The sequence below is a fragment of the Hymenobacter sp. NBH84 genome, from assembly GCF_014217645.1.
GTDB lineage: Bacteria > Bacteroidota > Bacteroidia > Cytophagales > Hymenobacteraceae > Hymenobacter > Hymenobacter profundi.
This window is the reverse complement of the sequence record NZ_CP043644.1, coordinates 2,145,787-2,168,296: the sequence shown is the minus strand read 5'-3', so window position 1 is coordinate 2,168,296 and position 22,510 is coordinate 2,145,787. Positions and strand designations below refer to the sequence as shown.

The 22,510-nt window shown below is 58.2% G+C and carries 22 protein-coding genes and 1 pseudogene; 12 read left to right on the top strand and 11 right to left on the bottom strand.

Going from position 1 to position 22,510, the window contains the following annotated elements; translation table 11 throughout:
- Window positions 1-72: 72 nt before the first annotated feature.
- The gene (locus tag F1C16_RS09095) at window positions 73-429 is read right to left on the bottom strand and encodes a four-helix bundle copper-binding protein (RefSeq protein ID WP_185284007.1); all 357 of its coding nucleotides are present in this window, start codon (window positions 427-429) and stop codon (window positions 73-75) included.
- 176 nt (window positions 430-605) lie between these two features.
- Between F1C16_RS09095 and recQ the strand changes: the two genes are divergently transcribed.
- Entirely contained in the window at window positions 606-2,837 is a 2,232-nt protein-coding gene (recQ, locus tag F1C16_RS09090) for a DNA helicase RecQ (protein ID WP_185284006.1), read from the top strand.
- Between the two features lie 81 nt (window positions 2,838-2,918).
- On the opposite strand, the gene F1C16_RS09085 is transcribed toward recQ, so the two are convergent.
- On the bottom strand, window positions 2,919-3,614 hold the full coding sequence (locus F1C16_RS09085) for a bifunctional precorrin-2 dehydrogenase/sirohydrochlorin ferrochelatase (RefSeq protein WP_185284005.1): 696 nt from the start codon (window positions 3,612-3,614) through the stop codon (window positions 2,919-2,921).
- Window positions 3,615-3,885: 271 nt separating this feature from the next.
- On the opposite strand from F1C16_RS09085, the gene F1C16_RS09080 reads away from it, so the two are divergent.
- The 3 genes from F1C16_RS09080 (at window position 3,886) to F1C16_RS09070 (ending at window position 6,649) form a co-directional block, all read left to right on the top strand.
- Complete coding sequence (locus F1C16_RS09080) at window positions 3,886-4,890, top strand: LexA family transcriptional regulator (RefSeq protein ID WP_308461652.1); 1,005 nt, start codon at window positions 3,886-3,888, stop codon at window positions 4,888-4,890.
- Between the two features lie 11 nt (window positions 4,891-4,901).
- On the top strand, window positions 4,902-5,621 hold the full coding sequence (locus F1C16_RS09075) for a pirin-like bicupin family protein (protein ID WP_185284004.1): 720 nt from the start codon (window positions 4,902-4,904) through the stop codon (window positions 5,619-5,621).
- Between the two features lie 323 nt (window positions 5,622-5,944).
- Window positions 5,945-6,649 carry a GAF domain-containing protein gene (locus tag F1C16_RS09070; protein WP_185284003.1) on the top strand — a complete coding sequence of 235 codons (705 nt, stop codon included), beginning with the start codon at window positions 5,945-5,947 and terminating at the stop codon, window positions 6,647-6,649.
- Window positions 6,650-6,714: 65 nt separating this feature from the next.
- On the opposite strand, the gene F1C16_RS09065 is transcribed toward F1C16_RS09070, so the two are convergent.
- Both F1C16_RS09065 and F1C16_RS09060 read right to left on the bottom strand, forming a co-directional pair.
- Window positions 6,715-8,574: a M2 family metallopeptidase gene (locus F1C16_RS09065; protein ID WP_185284002.1), complete on the bottom strand. Its 1,860-nt coding sequence runs from the start codon at window positions 8,572-8,574 to the stop codon at window positions 6,715-6,717.
- A gap of 105 nt (window positions 8,575-8,679) precedes the next feature.
- Window positions 8,680-9,366 (bottom strand): GNAT family N-acetyltransferase, encoded by a 687-nt coding sequence (locus F1C16_RS09060; RefSeq protein WP_185284001.1) that lies wholly within the window; start codon window positions 9,364-9,366, stop codon window positions 8,680-8,682.
- A gap of 199 nt (window positions 9,367-9,565) precedes the next feature.
- On the opposite strand from F1C16_RS09060, the gene F1C16_RS09055 reads away from it, so the two are divergent.
- The gene (locus F1C16_RS09055) at window positions 9,566-10,351 is read left to right on the top strand and encodes a sterol desaturase family protein (RefSeq protein ID WP_185284000.1); all 786 of its coding nucleotides are present in this window, start codon (window positions 9,566-9,568) and stop codon (window positions 10,349-10,351) included.
- A gap of 67 nt (window positions 10,352-10,418) precedes the next feature.
- On the opposite strand, the gene F1C16_RS09050 is transcribed toward F1C16_RS09055, so the two are convergent.
- A complete protein-coding gene (locus tag F1C16_RS09050) occupies window positions 10,419-11,366 on the bottom strand; it encodes a zinc-dependent peptidase (protein ID WP_185283999.1) in 948 nt (315 codons plus the stop codon).
- Between the two features lie 205 nt (window positions 11,367-11,571).
- On the opposite strand from F1C16_RS09050, the gene F1C16_RS09045 reads away from it, so the two are divergent.
- Window positions 11,572-11,829: a hypothetical protein gene (locus F1C16_RS09045; protein ID WP_185283998.1), complete on the top strand. Its 258-nt coding sequence runs from the start codon at window positions 11,572-11,574 to the stop codon at window positions 11,827-11,829.
- An 84-nt stretch (window positions 11,830-11,913) separates the two neighbouring features.
- Here F1C16_RS09045 and F1C16_RS09040 read toward each other — a convergent pair whose 3' ends face one another.
- Complete coding sequence (locus tag F1C16_RS09040; protein ID WP_185283997.1) at window positions 11,914-12,276, bottom strand: low molecular weight protein tyrosine phosphatase family protein; 363 nt, start codon at window positions 12,274-12,276, stop codon at window positions 11,914-11,916.
- 209 nt (window positions 12,277-12,485) lie between these two features.
- Between F1C16_RS09040 and F1C16_RS23340 the strand changes: the two are divergent.
- The 5 genes and pseudogenes from F1C16_RS23340 to F1C16_RS09015 form a co-directional block, all read left to right on the top strand.
- Window positions 12,486-12,644, top strand: a pseudogene (locus F1C16_RS23340) (integrase core domain-containing protein); the annotation flags it as partial.
- Window positions 12,645-12,841: 197 nt separating this feature from the next.
- Complete coding sequence (locus tag F1C16_RS09030; protein WP_185283996.1) at window positions 12,842-13,231, top strand: MerC domain-containing protein; 390 nt, start codon at window positions 12,842-12,844, stop codon at window positions 13,229-13,231.
- A gap of 28 nt (window positions 13,232-13,259) precedes the next feature.
- The gene (locus F1C16_RS09025) at window positions 13,260-13,709 is read left to right on the top strand and encodes a hypothetical protein (RefSeq protein ID WP_185283995.1); all 450 of its coding nucleotides are present in this window, start codon (window positions 13,260-13,262) and stop codon (window positions 13,707-13,709) included.
- 179 nt (window positions 13,710-13,888) lie between these two features.
- Window positions 13,889-14,146 carry a hypothetical protein gene (locus F1C16_RS09020; RefSeq protein WP_185283994.1) on the top strand — a complete coding sequence of 86 codons (258 nt, stop codon included), beginning with the start codon at window positions 13,889-13,891 and terminating at the stop codon, window positions 14,144-14,146.
- A gap of 83 nt (window positions 14,147-14,229) precedes the next feature.
- Entirely contained in the window at window positions 14,230-16,023 is a 1,794-nt protein-coding gene (locus tag F1C16_RS09015; protein WP_185283993.1) for a M14 family metallopeptidase, read from the top strand.
- 85 nt (window positions 16,024-16,108) lie between these two features.
- Here the strand turns inward: F1C16_RS09015 and F1C16_RS09010 are convergent, their stop codons facing one another.
- The 3 genes from F1C16_RS09010 to F1C16_RS09000 all read right to left on the bottom strand — a co-directional run bounded on the left by F1C16_RS09010 (window position 16,109) and on the right by F1C16_RS09000 (window position 19,758).
- Complete coding sequence (locus F1C16_RS09010) at window positions 16,109-17,572, bottom strand: DUF3526 domain-containing protein (RefSeq protein WP_185283992.1); 1,464 nt, start codon at window positions 17,570-17,572, stop codon at window positions 16,109-16,111.
- An 83-nt stretch (window positions 17,573-17,655) separates the two neighbouring features.
- On the bottom strand, window positions 17,656-19,050 hold the full coding sequence (locus F1C16_RS09005; protein ID WP_185283991.1) for a DUF3526 domain-containing protein: 1,395 nt from the start codon (window positions 19,048-19,050) through the stop codon (window positions 17,656-17,658).
- On the bottom strand, window positions 19,051-19,758 hold the full coding sequence (locus F1C16_RS09000) for an ABC transporter ATP-binding protein (RefSeq protein ID WP_185283990.1): 708 nt from the start codon (window positions 19,756-19,758) through the stop codon (window positions 19,051-19,053).
- A 482-nt stretch (window positions 19,759-20,240) separates the two neighbouring features.
- Here F1C16_RS09000 and F1C16_RS08995 point away from each other — a divergent pair, with 482 nt between their 5' ends.
- Window positions 20,241-20,537: a hypothetical protein gene (locus tag F1C16_RS08995; RefSeq protein ID WP_185283989.1), complete on the top strand. Its 297-nt coding sequence runs from the start codon at window positions 20,241-20,243 to the stop codon at window positions 20,535-20,537.
- A gap of 215 nt (window positions 20,538-20,752) precedes the next feature.
- Here F1C16_RS08995 and F1C16_RS08990 read toward each other — a convergent pair whose 3' ends face one another.
- Window positions 20,753-20,953, bottom strand: a complete 201-nt coding sequence (locus tag F1C16_RS08990) for a hypothetical protein (protein WP_185283988.1) — start codon at window positions 20,951-20,953, stop codon at window positions 20,753-20,755.
- A gap of 129 nt (window positions 20,954-21,082) precedes the next feature.
- Entirely contained in the window at window positions 21,083-22,486 is a 1,404-nt protein-coding gene (locus F1C16_RS08985; RefSeq protein WP_185283987.1) for a DEAD/DEAH box helicase, read from the bottom strand.
- Window positions 22,487-22,510: the final 24 nt, after the last annotated feature.

Genomic DNA, 22,510 nt, shown 5'->3' with positions numbered 1-22,510 from the left:
AACGAGTCGTTGATATGACCGTTGTTTTAGCGTGATAAGGTCCTTTGCTCTGCTCAGGATAACAAGGAAAACCTACGCAGCAGCATACTGCTTGCAGGCATCTACGCAGGCCTGGCAAGCTTGCGCGCAGTGCTGGCAGTGGTCGTCTTTGTGCTGGCCGCACTCGTCGGCGCACTTCTGGCAGATTTCGATGCATTCCTTGATGACGTGCTTGGCGTGGTCGGAGCTGCGGGCGATGAAAGCGGCGGTGAGGCGGCAGATATCGGCGCAGTCGCGGTCCAGCTCAACGCAGGGCACCATCATCTGGATATTGTCTTCGTGCAGGCAGGCATCGGCGCACATTTCGCAGGCCACGATGCAGCGGCTGAGTGCGTCGAGTACGGCTTGGTTTTTTTGCAGATTAGCAACGGAGGCAGGAACATGGCCCATAGGAGAGGAGATTTAGTTGAATGAAATACAGCAGAGCTAACTGCCCTGCGCTTCTAGGTATACGCAGGGTAGGAGCGGGGAGCCGGTGTAGAATTGTGGAAGATGTGTGCACGATTTCCGCGCCTATGCGGTTTATGAAAGCTGCAATTCCCGCCAAATCGCCGTATTTTTACCCAATGCTATTCACACCCGAACCGCTCGCCCCTACCCTCGACTCAGCCCGCCGTGTGCTGAAGCAGTATTATGGCTACGACCAATTTCGGCCCATGCAGGGCGATATTATTGAGTCGATTTTGGGCGGACAGGATACGGTGGTGCTGATGCCCACGGGCGGCGGCAAATCGGTGTGTTTCCAAGTGCCGGCCGTGGTGCAGGCGGGTGTGTGCGTGGTGGTGTCGCCGCTGATTGCCCTGATGAAAGACCAGGTAGAAGCCCTGAAAGCCAACGGCATTCCGGCGGCCTACATCAACAGCAGCGTAGGCCTGAGTGAGCAGCAAAGCATCACCTCTGACTGTTACAATGGCGCGCTGAAACTGCTCTACGTCTCGCCGGAAAAGCTTTTGTCGGAAGGCTTCCTGACCTTCTTGCAGCGTCTCAAAGTGAGCATGTTTGCCATCGACGAGGCACACTGCATCTCGTCGTGGGGGCACGATTTCCGGCCCGAGTACACGCAGTTGCGCGTGCTGCGTGAGCAGTTTCCGCAGGTGCCCATCATTGCTCTCACCGCCACTGCCGACCGCCTCACGCAACGCGACATCCAGCAGCAGCTGCGCCTGAATCAGCCGCAGGTGTTTCTGTCAAGCTTCGATAGGCCGAATATCAACCTCATTGTGCGGCCGGGCCAGAACAGGGTAGGGGGCGTGCTGGAATTTATTGAGCGCCGCCCCGGCGAGGCGGGCATTATTTACTGCCTCTCGCGCAAGCAGTGCGAAACGGTGGCCGGCAAGCTCAAGGAAAAAGGCATTCGGGCCAACCACTACCACGCTGGCCTCACGCCTAACCAGCGCGCCAGCGTGCAAGAGGCCTTCTTGCGCGACGATTTGCAGGTGATTGTAGCCACCATCGCCTTCGGCATGGGCATCGACAAGAGCAACGTGCGCTGGGTGATTCACTACAACCTACCCAAGAACATTGAGGGCTATTACCAGGAAATAGGCCGCGCCGGTCGTGATGGCGCCCCCGCCACAGCTGTGCTGTTCTACAGCTTCGGCGACGTGATGAGCCTGCGCGACATGCTCTCCAAGGACGACCCGAAGCTCACGCAGCTCAATCTCACCAAGCTGGAGCGCATGCAGCAGTTTGCCGAAGCAGCTTCCTGCCGCCGTAAAATCCTGCTCAACTACTTCAGCGAAACCCTACCCCAGGACTGCGGTAACTGCGACATTTGCCGCAACCCGCCCACTACCTTCGATGGTACGCTGCTGGCCCAAAAGGCCTTGTCGGCGGTGGTGCGCATGCGCGAGCGGGCCAGCATTGGCCTGCTCATCGATGTGCTGCGCGGCATGCGCAACCAAGCCGTACTCAGCGGCGGCTACGACCAGATCAAAACCTACGGGGCCGGCGCTGACTTGCCCTACCTCGACTGGTACAGCTACATCCATCAGATGCTGAACGATGGCTTAATCTACATTGCCTACGAGGAAGGCTACGCACTGAAAATAAATGAGTTGGGTAAGGAGGTCCTGCAAGGCCAGCGCCAAGTGTCCATGAAGCAGTTCAAACCTGCCGAGAAGGCCGTGAAGGGCAAGAAAGCTCCCCGCGAAGCAACGCCCGTGGCTGCCACGCCCGAGGCGCGGCTGTTCGAGGCCCTGCGCGCCCTGCGCAAGCGAATTGCCGACGAGCAAAACGTGCCGCCCTACGTTATCTTCACTGATACCACGCTTCAGGAAATGGCGGTAGAAAAGCCCGTGACGCGCACAGCCATGCTGGGCATTTCGGGGGTAGGCATGAAGAAGTTCGAGAACTATGGCGAGGCGTTTATCCGCGAAATCCTGGCGCACGGCGGTGTGCCCAGCCCCGACGATGCCGAGGACTCCATCGATTCCGATGATACTGTGGGTAGTCGCCCGCGCCGCCGCGAGAGCAAAGAAAGCGACGGCCCCAACGACACCCAGCAGGCTACTTTCCAGCTGCACCGCATGGGCCTAAGCCCCGAGGCTATTGCCGAGCGCCGCAACATGGCCTTGTCTACCATCCAAGGGCATCTGTTCACGGCCTACACCAAGGGCCTCGACCTGCGCCTGCAAGACTTTTTCACGCCCGATCAGTTTGCGGAAATCCAGCTTGGCATCGACCAGCTCGGCGGCGCGCCCATGCTCCGCGACCTGTTCGACCACCTGCGCGAGAAGTATGATTATTTCACGCTACGGCTAGCCTCGGCGTATAACAAGAAGTTGCGCGGGGAGTAGGGGAGTAATTATAGTTTAAACCGTCATGCTTGATTTGGCGTCTGCCTGTCGAAGCATGACGGTTATTCTGCTTAGAACAGCCTACCGCTTCCGCCACGCCGCCGCTACCACCGCGCCCAGTGCCAGCAAGGAGCCGGTAGCCACATAGCGCCAACGCCGTGTGGCCGGCGACTCGTAAGCGGGGCCGCCGGTTAGCTCAGCCGTTACGGCATTCAATGACTTCACTTTAGCAGCAAAGTCGCCTTGGATTTGCCCGCGGATGACGGTCATTTGTTGCAGCACCGTGTCCAGTTCTTCAGGTAGGGTTTCTTCCAGCATGGCGCGCAGGCGCTTAGCCACCGTGGGCGACTTGCCATTGGTGGAAATAGCAATTTTTAGGTCGCCCTTTTGCACTACCGAGGAGAGGTAGAAGTCGCACTCGGCGGGCGTGTCGGCTACGTTGGTGAGCAGGCCTCGGGCCGTGGCGGCGGCTTTGATGCGGCGGTGCAGGGCCGGATCGTCGGTGGCGGCAAAGACGAAATCGTGGTTTTCTAGATCAGTCTCGGCGAAGGGTCGTTCGTGTAGTTGAATGCGGGGGTAGGGCGCCGCCAGGGCACGTAACTCAGGAGAAATCCAAGTGGCGACTACCATCACGGCCGTGGCCGGACTGCTGCGCAGAATGGCCGTCAGCTTTTCCAGGCCCACGTTGCCGCCACCCACCAACAGCACCCGAAACTGCTCCAGTTTCAAAAATACCGGGAATAGCGGGTTGAAACCAGCAGGAGAAGGCGTTGACATACAGTGGATGAAAAGGCTTGTAGAACAAAGAATACGGCGAAAATAGGAAGGTACTTCAGGATAGTACGTTCAGGCAATACGATTCCGAAAGCGCGGGCAATGAGCAAATGTTTAGCACAGAAGAAGATACTACTGCGGAAAACCGGGTACCAGCAAGCCATTTTGCAGACAAGCGAGAGAAAGATCAAAAAATAATAGCAAAAAATTTAGCTAATTGAATTAGTATTCGCGTAAGCGCGTTCGTACTTTCGTGAGCCGGTGCTTTTTACCGATGCAGCCATTTCTCCGGCTCCCTACCCCGATGATCAACACGAACTTAAAATTCTGGCGGCGCGAACTTGGCCTAACGCAGGCCCAGATGGCCGAAAAATTAGGTATCAAACGCTCCCTGGTGGGCGCCTACGAAGAAGGCCGTGCCGAGCCTAAGCTTCTGACGCTGGTGAACATGGCCCGCCTGTTCGGCATCACGCTCGACGCGCTGGTGACAACTGACTTCAGCAAGAAGAAAAACGCCAAGGCCGCCATTCTGCAATTGCAAGCCCAGAAAAGCAGCGACCCCACGCCTACCCGCCCCGGCGGCGCGCTGCGGGTACTAGCGCTTACCGTTGATAAAGAGGAAAACGAAAACATCGAGTTGGTACCCCAAAAGGCTGCCGCTGGCTACCTCAATGGCTACGCCGACCCCGAGTACCTCGAAGAACTGCCCAAGTTTCGCCTCCCCATGCTGGGCACGGGCGGTACTTACCGCGCCTTCGAAATTGCCGGTGACTCCATGCTCCCCATTGCCTCCGGCACCGTGATTGTGGGCCGCTATGTAGATGACTGGCTAACGTTGAAAGACGGCACGCCGTGCATCGTGGTTAGCTCCAAGGAAGGCATCGTGTTCAAACGCGTGTTCAACCGCCTCAAAGACGGCGCCATGCTGGCCCTGCACTCCGATAACCCCGTGTACTCGCCCTACGAAATTAGCGTAGAGGATGTGGTGGAAATCTGGGAAGCCAAGGCGTACATCAGCAGCACGTTCCCTATTGCCGACCTGTCGCTTACCCGCCTGGCCAGCATCGTGCTGGATTTGCAGCAGCAAGTAAGCACGCTGAAAAAAAGCATAGCCTTATTGTTATTCCTTGCTATGCTCGGAATGACAGGAAAAAAGACCAGAAGCCCCGCCAGCTATACCGCTGGCGGGGCTTTTTGGCATATGGGTAGGAAGTGGCTTAGCCATCTATTTCAACTTACCAGGGGCGCGCTACGTATGTTTGGGCAACATTTGACTTGATTTCTACGCTCATGCTGAAATATATTCCTGCCATCGAACGCCACCACGCTGCACCGGTTGCCTGGCTGAACAGCCACTTCCTGTTCAGCTTCGCAGACTATTACGACCCGAATAACATGCATTTCGGGCCATTGCGGGTGTTCAACGACGATGTAGTACAGCCGCACTCGGGCTTTCCCCAGCACCCGCACTCCGAAATGGAAATTGTGACGCTGGTATTGCAGGGTGAGGTGACCCACGAGGATACGATGGGCAACAAAACCACCATTCGCAAGGGCGAGGTGCAGCGCATGACAGCCGGCACCGGCATTGCCCACTCCGAGATGAACCGCACCGATAAGTCGCTGCACATCTATCAGTTGTGGTTTCTGCCTAATCAAAAGGGCCTCTCGCCCAGCTACGAGCAAAAGGACATTGATTTCCTGAGTCACAAAAACGAGCTGGTGCCCCTCGTAACGGGGCAGCGCGTGCTGGAAGATGTGGTGTATATGAACTCCAACAGCACCGTATACTGGGCCAATCTGCGGGAGGAAAAGGAAATCGAATTCAAAACGTTTCCCATCCGCAATACCTTTGTGTACGTGAAGGAAGGCACCATTTACATCAACGGCTCCGAAATTGGTCCAAACGACCAGGCTCGCCTGACCGACGAGAACGTGCTCCACATTCGCGCCGAAAAAGACGCTCAGTTTATCCTGATTGATTTGCCAGCTGCAGAGGCGAATTACTAAAAAGCAACCGTAGCGCGGGCGTTGCAATCCGCGCTACGGTTATGTTGCTAGATGTACGAGGCCGTCGTTTGCCTCAGCTGTGTGCTGTTGCAACGAATGTTATAACTGCGACGCCGCTTCCGCTAAGCCCATTCATCCTGTAGTCTGTTGGCATCAAGGGAGATGCCGTTTTTGAATAGTTGAGGTAGTGTAAAGCGCTTGTGATTAGTAAGTTGTGTGCCTATTATCTCTGCGGATCAACATAATTTTCTGTTGGGCCAAACGTAACACCACACAATTCGTTAACTAACAAGCTCATCTTAAAGTCGAGCTACCCTGCCAGCGTGAGTGCATTGTTTCCCCAGTCCTTGATTCCCGATAATGATGCCATGCGCCTGCGGGTGCTACATCAGTATCAGATTGTGAATACCACGCCGGAGAAGATCTTCGACGACTACGTGGCCCTGACGGCGCGCTTGTTTAACCTGCCTATTTCGCTGATTTCACTGGTTGATGAAGAACGCGTATGGTTTAAAGCCAGCGTAGGCGCACCGGCCGGCATCACCTCCCTGGCCCGCCCCGACAGCATGTGCTCGGCGGCCATCTTGCAGGATACGCCCGTATTTTTCTCCGACTACACCCGCGAAAGTTGCGACCTAGTGAACCCCGCCACCGCCGAGGCGCTGGGCCTGCACTTCTATGCAGGCACCGCCCTGCTCACTACAGAAGGCATAAAAATTGGCGTGCTGGCGGTTATTGGCCGTGAGCACCGAGTATTTTCAACTGCCGAATCGGAGCTGCTTCAGGCACTGGCGCGGCTGGTCAGCAAAACCATTGAGCTGCGCGGCCGCTACCTGGACGCCAACAACCCAGACGGCTGGGAAAAAGCTCAGCGCGAGCTGGAAACGCAACTAGACGATAATTTCGCGCTGGCGCGCTACTTGGCTACTCGCACGCAAGGTATCAATCTGGAAGACGACGAAATAGCGCAGGTGATCAAGCAGCGGCTATCGAATATGGATGTAGTGTTGGATAATAAGTTGCTGTAAATCAGTAGTGTATTAATTAAAAAAGCCTGCTGTAAAAGCAGGCTTTTTTAGTTGTTGCAGATAAGTTACATCGTGTACTTCCTACCCTTGTTCTGCTCCTTGAGGTAGGCCATCAGTGGCTGGAAATATTCCACCATAGCGCGGGCCGAGAGGTCCTCGCCGGTTTTCTCTTTCAGCACCAAGCGCCAATCTTTGCTGGAACCGGGGCGCATGATGTCGGCCAGGAAAGCGCCTACCTCCTTGCTGCCGTAGTAGTTGGTGGCGTGCGGGTCTTGGTGTAAGATCTGCTTGGCAATGTGGTCGTGCAGCTGAAACAGGATGACGTACGACAGAGCGTAGTCGTAGTACTGCGCGGGGTCGTCGTTGATGTGAGTTTTGGTGGCCGGGTCAAGGTAGTTCTCGCCGCGGGGAGTAGGGGGCACAATGCCTTGGTACTGCTTGCTAAGTGCCCACCACTTGGCGTTGAGTTGGTCGGCGGGGAGGTTGTCGGCGTAGAAGCTGTTTTCCCACTCGCTCATCACGCCCGAGGCAAACGGAATGAACACCACCGAGCCCAGGGCCTCTTTCAGGAGCGCCTGCATGTCGTTGGTTTTCACTTTGGGGTCAATCAGCCCCAAACCCGCCAGGAAAGGCTTTTGGCGAGCGGCCAGGCCCATCAGGCTACCCATGGCCTCGTGGTAGGCACGGTTGGCGCCCTGGCGCAACAGCACTGGTACCTCGGGGTTGGTATAGGTGAGGTAGTAATAAATGTGGCCTAGCTCATGGTGGGTGGTTTCGTACCACTCGGTGTTGGCTTCCACGCTCATCAGACTGCGCACGTCCTGTTCCAGGTTCATGTGCCAGGCCGAGGCGTGGTTGTTCTTCTTGTAGTCGGCACCTTTGGGTAGGGGGTAGAGGCTCGATTTCTCCCAAAACACCGGAGGCAACGCCTGAAAGCCCAGGCTCTGGTAGAAACGCTCGGCCTGTTGCACCTGCCACTCGGCGCCTTTTTTGGCGAGCACGGGGTCCAAGTTAAGACCTTTCACGTCTACCATGCTGCTCCAGTCCTGCCCCCAGCGGTTAGGCAGCCAGGAGGCGGGTAGGTAGTCGGGCACCTGCTGCACGCCGTACTGCTTGGCCAGCTCGTAGCGGGCGTAGGTGTGCAACTCGCGGTAGAGCGGGCGCAGCTCCTGGTTGATTTTGCGCACCAGCGCCATCATCTCCTCCCGGTTCATGCCGTAGTCGGAAGCCTGGTAGGTGAAGTAGTCGGGGTAGCCCAGGGCCTGCACGGTCTGGTTGCGCAGGTCGCGCAGGCTGAGCAGGCCGGGTTTCAGGGTAGGGCCGATGGCCTTGCTGGCTTCCCAAATCTGCTGGCGCTTCTGCGGGTTCTTTTCTTTGCGCAATAGCTCGTCCAGATCGTTCGTCGTCACCGACTTACCCTGGTATTTGTAGTCGAAACCGTAGAGCTTTTCCGTTTGCTGGGTTTCGGCCTTGATGCGGCGCTTCACCACGTCGGCAGCAGTTTGAGGCGAGTTGGCGGCGTTGTACAAGGCCGTTTCCAACTGCTTCACCTGGATAGGTGTGAGGTCCTGCTTGTGCTCTAATAGTTCGCGCAGGCGGTTGATATTCTCGGTGCTGCCCGCAAAAGCGGCCATGCGCTCGTTGGCGCGGGCCGTGGCGGCAGCGTTGGTGGTATCGCCGGGCACGATGTGGGTGTTGGAGCGCCACTCGGCTTCCGACGATTGCGTGTAGAGTTTCTGGTATTCAGCAGAGTAGGCGGTCAGAAACTCCTGTGCCTGCTGTTGCCAACTGGCCGGCGCAGCAGCCTGAGGTGCTGCCGTAGGGGCTGAAGCAGATGAATCGGTAGAAACGGCGGGCGTTTTGGCGGTAGGGGCGCAGGCGGTAAGTAGAGCCGCTGTAAGCAGAGGTAAATAAGACTTCTTCATAACACTGCAAAGAAACGACGAAAAACGCAGCAAAATCCCAAGCCTACCACGGCGCAGCAACCCTACCCCGTCACCCAAGGGGTACGAAAGGAACAGTCGTACAAACTACCCCACCAGCTTTTCGAGCACGTAAATCTGCAACTGTCGGCGGGTTTGGAAGCCGAGGCGCTCGTATACGGCGCGGGCGCGGGTGTTTTCGGGGAGCACATGTAAAAATGGCACCCGCCCCGCTGCCAGTATGCGGTGCATCTGGTGTTGCAGGAGGCGGGCGGCGTAGCCTTTGCCCAGGTGCGCAGGGTGCGTGCAAACGGCGCTCAATTCGGTGTAGGGTGTGGGTTGTAGTCGTTCGCCTGCCATGGCCACCAACTCATTGCCCTCAAAAATGCCGTGGTATTCGCCAAACTCGATGGTGCGCTGAAGAAACGGGCCGGGGTTGGTTTGGGCCGTGAGTGCTATCATGGCAGAAATATGCGGCTGTTGCAGCGGTACCACATCGGTGCTGTCTAAAGCCGGGGGGGTAGGGTGTTCGTACACGAGTTGTAGCAAATCCTTCTGCACCAGTATCTTCCAGTTGTCCGGAATGGCTACCTCGCCGGCCGTGAACAGTACGGTGGCCGTGCCGGCCGGGGTCAGGTCGTGCAAATCGGCGAAGGCGCTGGCCGAGTACTCGCGCAGACCCGCAAACGCCCCGGCTTCCTTCTGCACGTAACGGGCCTGCTCGTTGCCTACGGCAAGGTGTGCACTGCCGGTGCACAAGGCATTCCAAATTGGGTTGTCGAGGACGTGCTGCATAGGGGAGGGTAGGGGCAAAGTCAGCGCAAAGCTACTCCCTACCCAACAAACCGGCGCGAGTCGCATGCCTCATGGCCTCATGCCGTCTGCACCTGATAACCTAGTTGATCATGTTTCTGGTTGAAGTAGTTTTGTGGTAGGATCAGGCACATTTTTCGCCGGCTTGCACGTTATACACGCAGCATCTTATCATCGTCATATGTTGTTTTTCTCTTCCACGGCTGCCGCTGCTGGTAGCCATTATCTTTCCAGTCTGGTGTTGGTTACCGTGCGCTACCTCGTGTTCGCGGGCGTGGCCTACGCGGTTTTCTGGGTGTGGCGCCGCGAGAAGTGGCAGCACCGCCGTATTCAGCCCAAGTTTCCCGAGCGCAAGCACATCGATACGGAAATCAAATACTCTCTGCTCACCTGCCTGATTTTTGCGATGGTAGGCGTAAGCATCTTTGTGGCGAAGCAACATGGCTACACGCTCATGTACAGTAAGATAAGCGACTACGGCTGGCTTTACTTCGTCTTCAGCCTATTAGTAGCCATTGTAGCGCACGACACCTATTTCTATTGGACGCACCGCTTCATGCACATTCCGGCGGTGTTTCGGCACGTGCACCGGGTGCATCACCTCTCGCACAATCCGTCGCCGTGGGCGTCATTTTCGTTTCACCCGCTGGAGGCCGTGATTGAAGCGGGCATCGTGCCACTGCTGGTGTTTGTCCTACCCATTCACCCGCTCACGCTGGGCATTTTCATGGTGTACCAGATGGGTATGAACGTGCTGGGCCACCTGGGCTACGAGCCCTACCCTCAACACTTTTTGCGCAGCCGCTGGGGCCGCTTACACAATACCAGCACGCACCACAACATGCACCACCAACTGGTAAAGTGCAACTACGGCCTCTATTTTAACTGGTGGGACCGGCTCATGGGCACCAACCACGCCAAGTACCCCGAGCGTTTCGAAAAAGCCGCAGGAAGTAAGGAGCGGTAGTAAATACAGTGAACGTCATTTCTCGACAAGTTCGAAATGACGTTCAACGCGTAGTCGAACGAGCGGCCTATGCAGCTTGCTGCTCTTGCTGCAAATGACAGTCTTTATACTTCTTGCCACTACCGCAGGGGCAAGGCGAGTTGCGGCCAAATTTTTTGTGACGGCTACGCAGGCTCCGAATCCACTCGCGCGGATCGGTGGCAAAGCGCAGGAAGCGCTTCTTGGGGTTCTGCCGAAACGCTCGCATCAGCAATTGGTACAGCTCGGGGTGGTGCTCCTGTAGCTTCTCTGGTTTCTCGAAGAAATACTCCGTAACGACGGCGAAGAACTCGGCTTCGTTGGTGGCGGCGTAGTCGTTAATTTCGGAGTGGCCGGCCCGGATGGCTTCCATTTCGCGGTGCATCACCTCGGTCCAGGGTTTCAGCAACTCGGTGGGTAGGGCCAGCTTGGGCACACCATCAATCACGCCGTCGGCCTGGTCCAGCATGTGCGCAAACTCGTGAATGCCCACGTTCTGCTTGTCGATGGTATCGGCAAATCCTTGCTCCAATGAGGCTTTGGATAAGTGCATATAGTGTGCGCCCTGAAAGCCGCGCACCGAGCCCAACAGCGTGCCGGCCAGGGGCTTCACTTCCTTGCTGGGGTCGTCGGGGCTTTGCCAGGCATCGGGCACAATCAATACTTCGCCCAGGTTGCCGTACTCCCATTCCGGAAAACCAAAGGTTGGGATAACGGCCGAGGCGGCTACCAGCAGGCGCGTGGTATCGTCTACCTCCGTTTGAATGCCCCGTACACTGGTTTGGGCCAGAAACACCTGAATTTTACGCTCGAAACGAAGCTTGTCGTCTTTGGTTAGCGACAGATAAAAGGCAATACGCTCGGTAAGAATCTGGCGCCAGTCGTCCGGAAACTCTTGCGCCAGCGCGGCGGCTCGTATGCGGCTGTCGCGGGTGGCGTAGCGGTAAAACAGAAAGATAACCCCAGCCACGAAGGCCGCGAAGAGTACGTAATTCATAGCCCGTTGCTAACGGACATCCCGCACGAAGGTTGGTAGACCGCAACGAATAAAGCGTCAAGGCAGCGCAGCAACGGGACACAAGACGCACAGCTGGCAGAAAATACGGAGGGCGCCCCTGGTAAAACTACTGAAAAAGCATGCTCGCTTATCTGCCGAAAAATAAGCGTGCGTACACAGGCACTCCACCAACCCTACCTATCCCATGCCACTACACCGCGAGTTAGATAAGAAGCTAAGCAAGACATACGAACCATCGACCAGCATCGACGACGTTTTCAAAGGCTACGATATCACCTTTATAACCAATGAGCACGGCGAGCCGGTAACCTTGTTTTTCGGCAAGCGCCGCCCCGATGGGTTGATAGCGGGCGAGCGATACACGCGGACCATCAAGCGCCAGCCCAATAGTTTGGAAGTGAAGTCGAGCCACTGGGATAATCGGGGCAAGATCTTGCGCTAGAACCAGTTGCATCTACCAACCCTAGCAGGGCTCCTAAGCCCTGCCAAGGCTTTGCGGAGGGTAGCTTTTTGGAACGGCTTGCTACTAATTGCTACCTGCTGTAAAAGCAGGTAGGTGCTCTGCCAGCCGCTCGCGGAGTAAATCCTGAAGTACGGCATCCAGAAACTGAAATTTATCGGGAATACGCAGGTTGATAATTTGCTTGCCTTCCAGTTCCGTTGCAAACTTCTGCCGCAAAATGTCGGTGTGCTTCTTTTCCATCACAAAGACCACGTCGGCCCAGCCCAGGTGCCCGGCCGTGACGCGCACCCTGGCCCCCGGCTCCGTGCCCGCCGAGCGGGCCTGGTAGTGTGGGTGGTCGTCAAACAGGCGCTCGGCCGTGAGGCTGCGCCAGCGGTTCTGGCTGCAAATGAATAGGAGCTGGTGCGGGGTAGGCGAGATAGGCATAGCAGAATAGAAAGATACACGAAAACCATTCACCGCTGCTCACGCAAGATCGTTGGCTGGGGCGTGCGTTACACAATGCCCGGATTCATTGTGCACTCCGACTTACGTGGTGCTTCGTCGGTCAGTACATGGCTACCCGTTTTCAGGATCTACTGGCTCGCCACCAAGTCCCGTTCAGCATGAGCCGATGAAGCAATTGCTACGATAACTTCCACATCGAGTCCATCTGGAGCCGGCTGAAAACCGAATTGCTCAATGGCGGTAGCTTTCCTAGCCTGACCGAAGCCCGGCTGGAAGTCAGTTATTCTATCGTCTACTACAACGCCGGACGCCGCCACGCCGCCCTGGGCTACCGTTCACCAGAGTAATTCGAGCACGACTTCCGAGTCAGCCTATCTTAGCGCACTGCCCATTTTTACTAGATTACCCCAGTGCAGTGTTGTTTCAAATGTGCCTGCCGTTCTTGCGCGCTAGCAAGCTATGAGAAGTGTTGGGTAGAATATAACGCGCTGCCTTGATATGCAACTAAGATGCAAAATAAGGAATAAAGGCCTATATTTGCCACATGAAACCTTCCTTATCTCGGGTGTGGGCCGATTACGGGGGCATCGTGAATGCGACGCTTTGTCTGCTGCACTGTGCGGCTGGTCCCTTGTTGCTAGCCTGGTGGAGCGGCACCCAAAGCGCCGCGCTTTCCTCGCATTGGGACACGCTGTTTCTAGTGCTGAGTGGCGTGCTGGTGATGGGAGCCACGTGGCAGCTAACCGCGCGCTGGCTCCGCCTGAGCCTGTGGTCTTGCTTTGCGTTGTTTGCCGTTACCGTGCTGCTGGCCGACCGCTGGCCGTGGCTGGAATTAGTGCAGTACGCCGCCTCACTGGGATTAGTGGGCATGCACCTGTTGAACCTTCGCCAGTGCCGTCGTTGCGCTGTGGTGCCAGCGCCTGCGGCTGGCTGATACACGCGCTGGCTGTTATTTGGTTGCTATGTATTCGCTGCTGTTGTCTTTTTTGCTGAGTGGAACCGCTGCTCCAACCCCACCAACGCTGGTTGGACGCTGGGCGATGCGACAGATCTACTTCGAAGCCCGTCGCCCGTTGCCGGATTCTCTACAGGACAGGCTAATGGATAGCCCCGTGGGCGACACCAACGCGGCCTTGAAAAGCGGTGAGCAAACCGCCCTGGTCACGTTCTTTCCCGATAGTACCTACCGTTACGAGCTGAGTCGCGCCGGCCAACCTACCCTGCAAGAGGAGGGTAGCTATACCATTCGGCAAGGTCTGCTGCGCGTTAGTACGCTCAATGCGCAGCCCATCTCAGCTCTTGACGGGCAGCGCATTGTAAAACTCACCCGCCGGGAGCTACGCCTGGAACATCCCATTTGGCAGCCGACGCAACAGGTATTTCGGCAAACGTACTACCAACGTCTGCGTTGAGGAAGGCCATTTGTCGACTGCGATAGAACTGCGTTTCAAGGATGACTTCCGTGGTTTAGCAGACTGTAGGTAGCTAAAGTAGGGTAGGAGCGGTAGGGAATTATGCGTTAGCTGCTCCTACCCCCTTTCATTGTAAAGGAAATATTGATGCGGTAATTCGTCACTGCAAACCTATCTGCATGAAACACTTTACGTCTTTTTATCCGGCACTGCCAGCCGCGCTAGTTGGTGTGGCGCTGAGCTTGAGCAGCTGCCAACCCAGCACCGAATCGACTACGGCCGCTGGTACTACCGAAGCCGCCGCCGCAACCAGCACGCACGAGCAACTAGTCGCCGACCATCAGCAAATGGAGGCAGACCATCGCACCATGGAAGAAGCCGGCTCTGATGCAGCGACTAGGCAAGAACGAGAGACGGTGAGTGGTGTAACCGTGTGAAACAACCCTAATAGCTGTTGGCAACCACACATGTTCTACCGTTACTCAACGGCCAACACGTTGCCTGACAACCCTTTTACAAGATGACGAATACCATAAGTTGCCGTACGACAGCCCTCGTCGCGGCGTTGATTTGCTTGGAGCCAATGCAGATGATAGCGCAGAATGTGTTGGACTTGCCTCCCGTTCTGCCGTGGTCCGGCAAGAGCGAGCGGCTAATTGCGAAGCCAAACGACCCGTGGATTACGCCGGCCGAGGCAGCTAATTTTCAGACTACGCCGCGCTACGCCGAGGTTCGGTCTTGGCTGGAGCGGCTCGATGCGGCTTCTCCTTTGCTGGCGATGCACACCTTCGGCCGCACGGGGGAAGGCCGCGACCTGCTGTACGTGCGCGCCAGCAAAGGCGGCGTTGCCAAGCCGGTAGTACTGGTGCAGGCGGGTATCCACTCGGGCGAGATTGACGGCAAGGATGCCGGCCTGATGCTGCTGCGCGACATCGCGTTGCGCGGGAAAGCTGATCTGCTCGACCAGGTCGATTTGGTGTTCGTGCCGATCTACAACATCGACGGCCATGAGCAGATGAGCCCATGGAACTTTGTGCACGTGCGTGGCCCCGCCGAAAAAGGACGCGATGCTAACGCCCGCAATATCGACCTGAACCGCGACTACGGCAAATTAGATGCGCCCGAATCGCGCGCCATGATTGGGTTGCTCCGGCAGTTAGACCCCATTCTCTACATTGATTGCCACGTCAGCGAAGGCTTCGACATGCAGTACGATGTGACCTTCACCTACGCGGGTTGGGGCACGTATGCGCGCCACCGCGCCACGGCCGACTGGCTGGACGGACGTTTCGGCCCGGCCGTGACGCAGGCGCTGACTAAGGCAGGCCACACCCCCATCAAGTACCCCAGCCCCATCGACACGCGCGAGCCAACCAAAGGTATCCGCTACAGCCCCGAAGGTCCCCGCTACTCCACCGGCTACGGCGACTTTATCAGTGTGCCTACTGTGTTGGTCGAGAACCACATGCTCAAGCCCTACCGCCAGCGCGTGCTGGGCACCTACGTGCTGCTAGAAGCCGCGCTGAAGATTGCGGCGGACGATGCCGAACGGATTGCTGCCGCCAAGGCCCAGGACCGCGCAAGCCGTCCTACCGAACTGCTCACGCGCTGGAAGCCCGCGCCGCAACCCATCGGCTGGATCGACAAGTTCAAGGGGGTAGCCTTTGAGTGGTACCAGTCGCCGGCATCGGGGCGGCTGGAGCAGCGCTGGCTCGGCCGGCCGATTACCTTCCGCATGCCCATCATCGGGCAGCAGCCCACCGAGACGGTGCAGTTGCCCAAGGCCTGGTGGGTGCCCGCCGCCCACACGGAGGTGCTGGACCGGCTGCGCCTGCACGGCATTGCGTTCGAGACGCTGACCGCCCCGCGGACGCTGCAACTCGACCAGGTGCAGCTCGTCGACCCCAAGCTGTTGCAGCCCAGCGAAGGGCGCGTGCCGATAACGGCCACCTTCGTGCACGAGCAAAGTGAGCAGGTGATGCCGGCAGGGAGCGTGCGCGTGCCCGCCGACCAGCCCAATGGGCTGCTAGCGGCCGCCTTGCTGGAGCCGGAAAGCCAGGACTCGTTCCTGGCCTGGGGATTCTTCCCCGAAATGCTGTCGCCTGCCCCAAACACGGACGCCTTCGTGCTGGCCGCGCTGGGTGAACGTTTGCTGGCCACCGAACCGAAGCTGAAAGCAGAATTTGAAGCCAAGCTCCGTGCCGAGCCTACCTTCGCCGCCGATCCGGACGCTCGGCTCACCTGGCTTTATGCGCACGCTGGGCCGGGCCATCCCTACCCGCTGCGCTACCCGATTTTCCGCGAGGTAAACTAGAGGGTGATTATGGTGGAGCCTGCTTCACTACGCTATGACCGGGCTACAACGCTGGCTCGCCTCGGCGCCGCACAGGGTAGACCACCTACCATGTCGCGTGCAGCAACCGCCGATAGCCCACCCCCAGCACGACGGCGGTAAGCCCCAAGTATAGCAGCCACGACGGGCCAATCGGTAGCCAATGGTAGTCGGCATACACACGGGGCTGAAACTGCGGGATGGCCTCGGCGTCGGCTACTGTGAAGGTGCGGTAGGTGCTTTCCTGGGCCATTTTGGGGTAAAAGAAACGCTGGGTGCGGTAGCGGAAAGCATCCACGTCGCGGCTGAAGTGATGGAACTGCTGCCAGTGCGTGCCCGCCAGCGCCGATAGGGTTTCCTGCAGGAGTAAGGCTGGGCTCGTGAGCTGCCAGCCACGCAAGGCCACTTGCTGTTGTTCGATCTGGCTGTAGAGCTGGCGCTCGGCCTGCTGGGTGGCCGCATCCTTGATTTCCTGGCTTTTATACACGATGACGCCGTAGCCGTACACCATGCCTGGCGTCACCACCGAAGCCTGCCGAATGAGCGTGCGCGGGCTGCTGAACACCTCCTGGGTCAGCGTCTGCCCATCGCGCTCGAAGTAGCGATTGATGGCGGCGCGTTCGGCGGTGGTAATGGCAATGCGGCTCGGGATGGGGTAGGCCCGGTCGAGGCCAAACTGCAACAGCGCCGGCACCAGCAGACCCAGCACCAGCCAGAGGAAGATGAGCGTCAGCGCATTCAGATTAGAGCTCAGCGAAAAACTATTGACCAGCAGCGCCAGCGCCACCCAAAAGGCGAAATACAGCGACACGGCCGCCACCAGCCACCACCAGTTGCTGGTCGCCAGGAAAGTCGGACCAACGAGCCCGGCTAATACCGGCGCGACAATGGCCCAGAAAAACAGCGTAAAGAGCCCGTAGCGAATCCCGAGCCGGGCCAGGGTGAGCTGGGCAATGGACTGGTTGCTGGTTTTGAGCAGCACCCACGTACCCTGTTCCCGCTCACTCGATACCACGTTGTAGGTGAACACAATCAGGAGCAGCGGCAGCAAATACACCACGACAAACGCAAAATCGAAGGTGCCCACGAATTGCAGGTAGCTGTTGTCAATCTCGCTCTCGTGCACCAGCTGCTGCTTTTTGGTGATGTAGACTTTATAGTAGAAGGGCTGCACCCCGCTCTGGCCCGTCACCAAGGCTTGCAGCGCAAAGGGCACCTTCGCGGCATACTGCGGGCCTTCGTTACGGGCCGTGTTGTAGGCGAATGTGGGGTCGTCCCAGATGAAGCCAGGGTAGTGCATGCCGTGCGCTTCCACGCGCCGGATGCGCTGCACCAAGCTGTCTTGCATCTCGTGGCGGTGCGCCCGGATGCGGCCTAATGTGCGTTGTTGGGTGTGCCATTGGCTGCTGCCGGCCCACAGCGCGGCCAGCAGCACCACCAGCACCAGCGAAAAAAGAACGACCAGCACCCGGTTGCGGTACAGGCAGGTAAGCTCGTGGCGCCACAGCACCCGGAATAAAGAAGCAGACATACAAAGCGATGAGCGATTGGCTTGTAGCGATAAGCTGCGATTGACGACCCGTTCGAAAGAAGCGAACAGGTAGCAGCCACTGGCTATAAGCTGATTTTTTTAGCTAGCACGAGCAGACTGACCGCTGCCGCACTCCAGCCCAGCAACAGCAGCACGGGCCCAGTGGCATGGCGCAGCCGCCAGCCTAGGCCAGGCGCCGCGTAGGCAAACTGGGGCACCGTGCGCCAAAAGGTGTTGCCTGCCACGGTGTTTTTCTGGTAGAACGCATCCACAATGCGGCCTACGCGTCGGCGGTGGGCTTCGGCTTGGGCGGCAAAGTCGCGGTGGGTATCCAGGTCGGTGGCGGTGAGGTGAAGCGACAGCTCGCGGAATGCCAAGAAGGGCGAGAGCAAGGCGCTTAGCTGCACCAGCCGGTTTTGCCGGGCTTCGTTGCGCTCAATGGCGGCGTAGGCCCGGTCCATCACCCGCCCGTCCGATTCCTCGGCCGCCTCAATGGTGATGGGGATAAAGTAGACGGGTAAGTCTTCCAGCCGCTTGACACCGTAATAGGCCATCACGCTGTCAGCCAACGCGGCGCGGCGTTCGTCTTTCGTCCCCTCATGGCCGACGCCGTACTGCATATCGTGAAAGGTGTAGTCATCAAATTCGACGGCCGTGGTGGCAGGATGCGTGCGCCGGGCCAACTCACCCGTCAGTCGCGGCACGAGAAACACGCCCAGCAGCCAGCAGCCGGCCAGCACCACCAGCGACAAGGCCGAGTTGCGCGTGAGCAGCGACACCGCCCCGCCCAGCACCGTGAGCAGCGCCGCGTACAGCACCAGCCCGGCCACATAGCAGGCGTAGGTAGGGAGCAGCGGCGCCAGCCCGCCCGGCCCGAGGTGCCAGGCCAACAGCCCCAGCGGCCCCAGTGCCAGCAGCAGCAGCACGGCCCCCACGACTACCCCCGCCGCCAGCAACTTACCCGCCAATAGCTGCACAGTGCTCACGCGTGCACTGAGCATGAGCTTAATGGTGCCGTTTTCCCATTCCTTGGAAAACAGGTTGTGGGTGAGTAGAAAAATGAACAACGGCAGCAACAACTGGGCAAAGTAACCCACGTTCAGAAAGCCGAAGCTGCGCAGGGCCGTTGCGTCGCTCACCTCCCGAAACTTCACCTCGCCGCGCTTGTGGGGCTCCAGGTAAAACGAGTTGCCGGTGTAGTCTTCTACCCCGTTGTCGAGCAGGGCTAAGTCGGCCGTGGGCTTGTAGGCATAGAAGCCGAAATGCGCCCCCAGGTGCGGATTCTTGTCGCCCTGCGCAATAAACTGCGCGTACGTAGTTTGCTGCGACTGGCGCAGAAAGGCGCTGCGCGTGGTGTAGTACGCATACCCGTTGTAGAGGGCCAGCCCCACCAATAGCGCCAGCCCGACCAGCAGCCAGGTGGCGTTGGTGGTGCGCCGCAGCTCGCGCAGTTCTTTGCCGATGAGTAAGCGCAGCATTTAGGCTGGTTGATTAACGGTGGCGAGGTAGAGGTTGGTCAGCTCGGCGTAGTCTACCTGGTCGGCGCGCAGCTCCTGGCGCAGACGGCCCTGGTGCATGATGCCGATGCGGTGACCCAGCTCCTTGGCCATCAGCAGGTCATGGGTCGCCATAAGCGTGCACACGCCCTGCTGGCTAAGGCGGCGGATCACCTGAGCAAACTCGTTGCTGGCGTGCGGGTCCAGGCCGGAGGTAGGCTCATCTAGAAACAGCGCTTTGGCCTGCTTGGCCAAGGCAATGGCAATGCCCACCTTCTGGCGCATGCCCTTGCTGTAGCCGCTAACTCGCTGGTCCAGGGCCTCTGCTTGCAGGCCCGCCGTGCGGGTAAAATCCGTTAGCTCGGTGTGGGAGTAGCGGAAGCCGGAGAGCCCACTGAAAAATGCTAGGTTCTCCAAGCCGGTCAGCGTTGGGTACAGATTCACGATTTCGGGAATGTAGGCCACCAGGTTGCGCGTCGCGTGGTTGTTCACCGCTACCTCCAGCCCGTCAATCAGCGCCCGCCCACTGCTGGCCGGCATAAAGCCCAGAAAGATATTAATGGTCGTGGACTTGCCGGCCCCGTTGGAGCCGAGCAAACAGTACACCTCGCCGGACGGAATAGCCAGGTTGAGATGGTCGAGGGCCAGGTGCGTGCCGTAGCGTTTGGTTAGGTTTTCAGCTTGCAGCATAAAAGGAGAGATGGCCGTGCGTGAACTGTAAAATCCGCGCAACAGTGTGCTTAACAACGTATAGCTGGCCGACAAACAGCCATTGATACCCAGCTAGGAAACCTAGTAGTAGAGGTCGTTGCGCAGCCAGGGTACCATACTCAGCGTACAATCGAGCAGGTTGTTGACCAGCAAATTTACTTTGAGATAGGAGCATATCCCATCGTGTACTGCTCACAGTTCTCGGATAAGAAGGTAGTTTTGGATAAGCAGTACAAGTAGACGGTTTGTGCCAAGCAAGGATTTGTTGCAGAGCTTAGGAAGAAGGCTACTCCGACAGAAGCAAACAGAAGAGCACGCCTGTTTTATACATTTCCCGGACTTGGTAATTGTGGGGGCCAGCGACGACGACCTAGCCGCTATCCTCACCCAGCGGGATACTGATCATAGGGCAGCACATCTTCGACGTCTTTCCCGACAACCCCGAAACGCCCGAAGTCAACGTGCGCGCTTCGTTGCGGCGGGTGATGGCCACCAAGCAGCCGCACGAGATGGCTCCTAGGGGTATTTACTGTGACCTCACCTACCCAGTCAGTTATAATAAGGCTGGGCAGATTGACGGCTTCTTGACCTACCCCTACGATGTGACCGAGCAGATGTACGCCCAGCGCGAGCGGGAAGACCAACGCCTACGCCTGCAACGGCTGTTTCTGGAGGCTCCCGCCACCATTTGTATCCTGAGCGGCCCCGACCTCCTGCTCACATACCTGGGGTGTCGAACAGGTGCAGCCGGTCTTTAGTTTATCGCAGATTGCCCCACGACCTCGGCCAGATCGGCGCGGCGGTACCAGCAGATGAGGCAGGATCCAGTGGGTACTCCTATTCTTCGAACAGGACTCCCATGAAGGCGGGTAATAATAAGGTAGGGCGCACCCCAAACTTCGCCGTCTCGTGGGGCCTTTTTTAGTAAGGCCCTACTTCCTAAACAGCTTCATAGTGTATGCAAAAGCCCATACTATGCAATAGGCTTTTGCTTGTGGAAAGCCTGTTGCAGCAAAAACATAATCAATCCGCCACTGATAGTCAGCGGTAGATAGGCTGTTGAAGACAGCACCGCACCTGTTTCAGCAGTAGCAAGGCCAGCTCCTAAACTGATTCCGAAGCTAACGCCGGCGAAAAGCAAGCCGATGAGGTGAAGGGGATGAACGAGCTTCATACTAAAATAAATATTTGGCTTATAGTAGCTTAAGTTAAGTAGAGAGCTTGTTGGGCTTCAACATAACAACTGCCCGAACGGTGGGCGGCTGCAAGCCGCCCCTACACCGCGCCGCCCGCCTAGCCCAAGTTACGCCACTACCGACACCCGCACTTTCTTGCCTTTCACCTTGGCGCCGGCCAAGCGCTCGACTACTTCCTGGGCTTGCTGGCGCGGTACGGCTACGTAGCTGTAATAATCGAACACCTCGATGTGGCCGACTTGCTCGCGGGCTACGCCGCCCACGTTCACGAAAGCGCCTACTAGGTCGTGGGCGCTAACTCTATCCTTTTTGCCCGCCGATACGTGCAGGGTCACGTTCTCGGGGCGTGGGGCTTTGGGTAGGGCATCAGGTAGCTTACCGGCCTTGATGGGCTGCCACTTGATGGTTTCGGCCACAGGCCATTTCTGCACGTGCGCCTGCTCCTTGGGGGTAGCCAGCAAGTGCGCTGTGCCCGCGGCACCAGCCCGCGCCGTGCGTCCGGCCCGGTGCTGGAAGCTGTCGGCCTTGTCAGGAGCATCGTATTGAATTACGCTGTCGAGGGCTGTCACGTCGAGGCCACGGGCAGCTACGTCGGTGGCTACCAGCACCTGGCTGGAGCCGTTGCGGAGCTTTAGCAGGGCCTTGTCGCGCTCGGGTTGGGGCATTTTACCGTGCAGGGTTTCGGCCGCAATGCCACGGCCTTGCAGGAAGCGCGTGAGTTCCTGGCACCGCTCGCGGGTGTTGCAGAACACCAGGGCACGGCCCGTGTCGGGGCGCTGCAAGAGGTGGTAGAGGGCGGCGGGCTTCTGCTCGGCGGTGCCCACGTGGCCGAACAGAGTCAGGTTTTCGGGTAGCTCGGCGGTGTCTTCGCCGGCATTCACTACGCGGGGGCGGGTCAGGTTCTTGCGAATCAGCTCTACCACTTTCTCCGACATCGTAGCCGAGAAAAGCAGCGTTTGCCGGCGCCGGGGTAGGCGCTTCACAATTTCTACCAACTCATCCTGAAAACCCAGCTCCAACAGCTTATCCGCCTCATCCAACACCAACGATTTCAGCTGATTGGGTATAATGGTACGCCGCTCAAAGTGGTCGAGCAGGCGGCCAGGCGTGGCCACTACCACGTGCGGGGCCTGCTTCAGCGAAGCCGTTTCTTCCCGAAAGGCGTGGCCGCCGTAGAACGCCGCCACGCGCAGGTTGGGCAAATATTTTCCTAGCTTCTTAAGCGCGTCGCGCACTTGCAGGGCCAGTTCGCGGGCAGGCACCAGCACAATGATCTGCACCGTATCCTGCTGCACATCAACCTGCTGAAGCACGGCTAGGCCGTAGGCCGCCGTTTTGCCCGAGCCGGTGGGTGCCTGTCCGGCCACATCCTGCCCATCGAGGGCCAGGGGCAGCACCTGCGCCTGCACGGGGGTAGGGGCCGCAAACTGTAGCTCGTCGAGGGCTTGCAGCAGGGTAGGGGCGAGGCCGAGGTCGGCGAAGGTAGGGGTGGGCGCGGGGGTAGCAGTCATGCGAGTAGAAACGAAACCGTAAAG

What these genes read in the sequence shown, in the direction of transcription:
- F1C16_RS08990 (WP_185283988.1), bottom strand. Translation starts at nt 20,953, where the DNA reads ATGAAGCTCGTTCATCCCCTTCACCTCATCGGCTTGCTTTTCGCCGGC.
- F1C16_RS09050 (WP_185283999.1), bottom strand. Translation starts at nt 11,366, where the DNA reads ATGAATTACGTACTCTTCGCGGCCTTCGTGGCTGGGGTTATCTTTCTG.
- F1C16_RS09045 (WP_185283998.1), top strand. Translation starts at nt 11,572, where the DNA reads ATGCCACTACACCGCGAGTTAGATAAGAAGCTAAGCAAGACATACGAA.
- F1C16_RS09065 (WP_185284002.1), bottom strand. Translation starts at nt 8,574, where the DNA reads ATGAAGAAGTCTTATTTACCTCTGCTTACAGCGGCTCTACTTACCGCC.
- F1C16_RS09080 (WP_308461652.1), top strand. Translation starts at nt 3,886, where the DNA reads ATGCAGCCATTTCTCCGGCTCCCTACCCCGATGATCAACACGAACTTA.
- F1C16_RS09030 (WP_185283996.1), top strand. Translation starts at nt 12,842, where the DNA reads ATGAAACCTTCCTTATCTCGGGTGTGGGCCGATTACGGGGGCATCGTG.
- recQ (WP_185284006.1), top strand. Translation starts at nt 606, where the DNA reads ATGCTATTCACACCCGAACCGCTCGCCCCTACCCTCGACTCAGCCCGC.
- F1C16_RS09060 (WP_185284001.1), bottom strand. Translation starts at nt 9,366, where the DNA reads ATGCAGCACGTCCTCGACAACCCAATTTGGAATGCCTTGTGCACCGGC.
- F1C16_RS08985 (WP_185283987.1), bottom strand. Translation starts at nt 22,486, where the DNA reads ATGACTGCTACCCCCGCGCCCACCCCTACCTTCGCCGACCTCGGCCTC.
- F1C16_RS09055 (WP_185284000.1), top strand. Translation starts at nt 9,566, where the DNA reads ATGTTGTTTTTCTCTTCCACGGCTGCCGCTGCTGGTAGCCATTATCTT.
- F1C16_RS09010 (WP_185283992.1), bottom strand. Translation starts at nt 17,572, where the DNA reads ATGTCTGCTTCTTTATTCCGGGTGCTGTGGCGCCACGAGCTTACCTGC.
- F1C16_RS09015 (WP_185283993.1), top strand. Translation starts at nt 14,230, where the DNA reads ATGACGAATACCATAAGTTGCCGTACGACAGCCCTCGTCGCGGCGTTG.
- F1C16_RS09005 (WP_185283991.1), bottom strand. Translation starts at nt 19,050, where the DNA reads ATGCTGCGCTTACTCATCGGCAAAGAACTGCGCGAGCTGCGGCGCACC.
- F1C16_RS09025 (WP_185283995.1), top strand. Translation starts at nt 13,260, where the DNA reads ATGTATTCGCTGCTGTTGTCTTTTTTGCTGAGTGGAACCGCTGCTCCA.
- F1C16_RS09040 (WP_185283997.1), bottom strand. Translation starts at nt 12,276, where the DNA reads ATGCCTATCTCGCCTACCCCGCACCAGCTCCTATTCATTTGCAGCCAG.
- F1C16_RS09020 (WP_185283994.1), top strand. Translation starts at nt 13,889, where the DNA reads ATGAAACACTTTACGTCTTTTTATCCGGCACTGCCAGCCGCGCTAGTT.
- F1C16_RS09085 (WP_185284005.1), bottom strand. Translation starts at nt 3,614, where the DNA reads ATGTCAACGCCTTCTCCTGCTGGTTTCAACCCGCTATTCCCGGTATTT.
- F1C16_RS09095 (WP_185284007.1), bottom strand. Translation starts at nt 429, where the DNA reads ATGGGCCATGTTCCTGCCTCCGTTGCTAATCTGCAAAAAAACCAAGCC.
- F1C16_RS09000 (WP_185283990.1), bottom strand. Translation starts at nt 19,758, where the DNA reads ATGCTGCAAGCTGAAAACCTAACCAAACGCTACGGCACGCACCTGGCC.
- F1C16_RS09075 (WP_185284004.1), top strand. Translation starts at nt 4,902, where the DNA reads ATGCTGAAATATATTCCTGCCATCGAACGCCACCACGCTGCACCGGTT.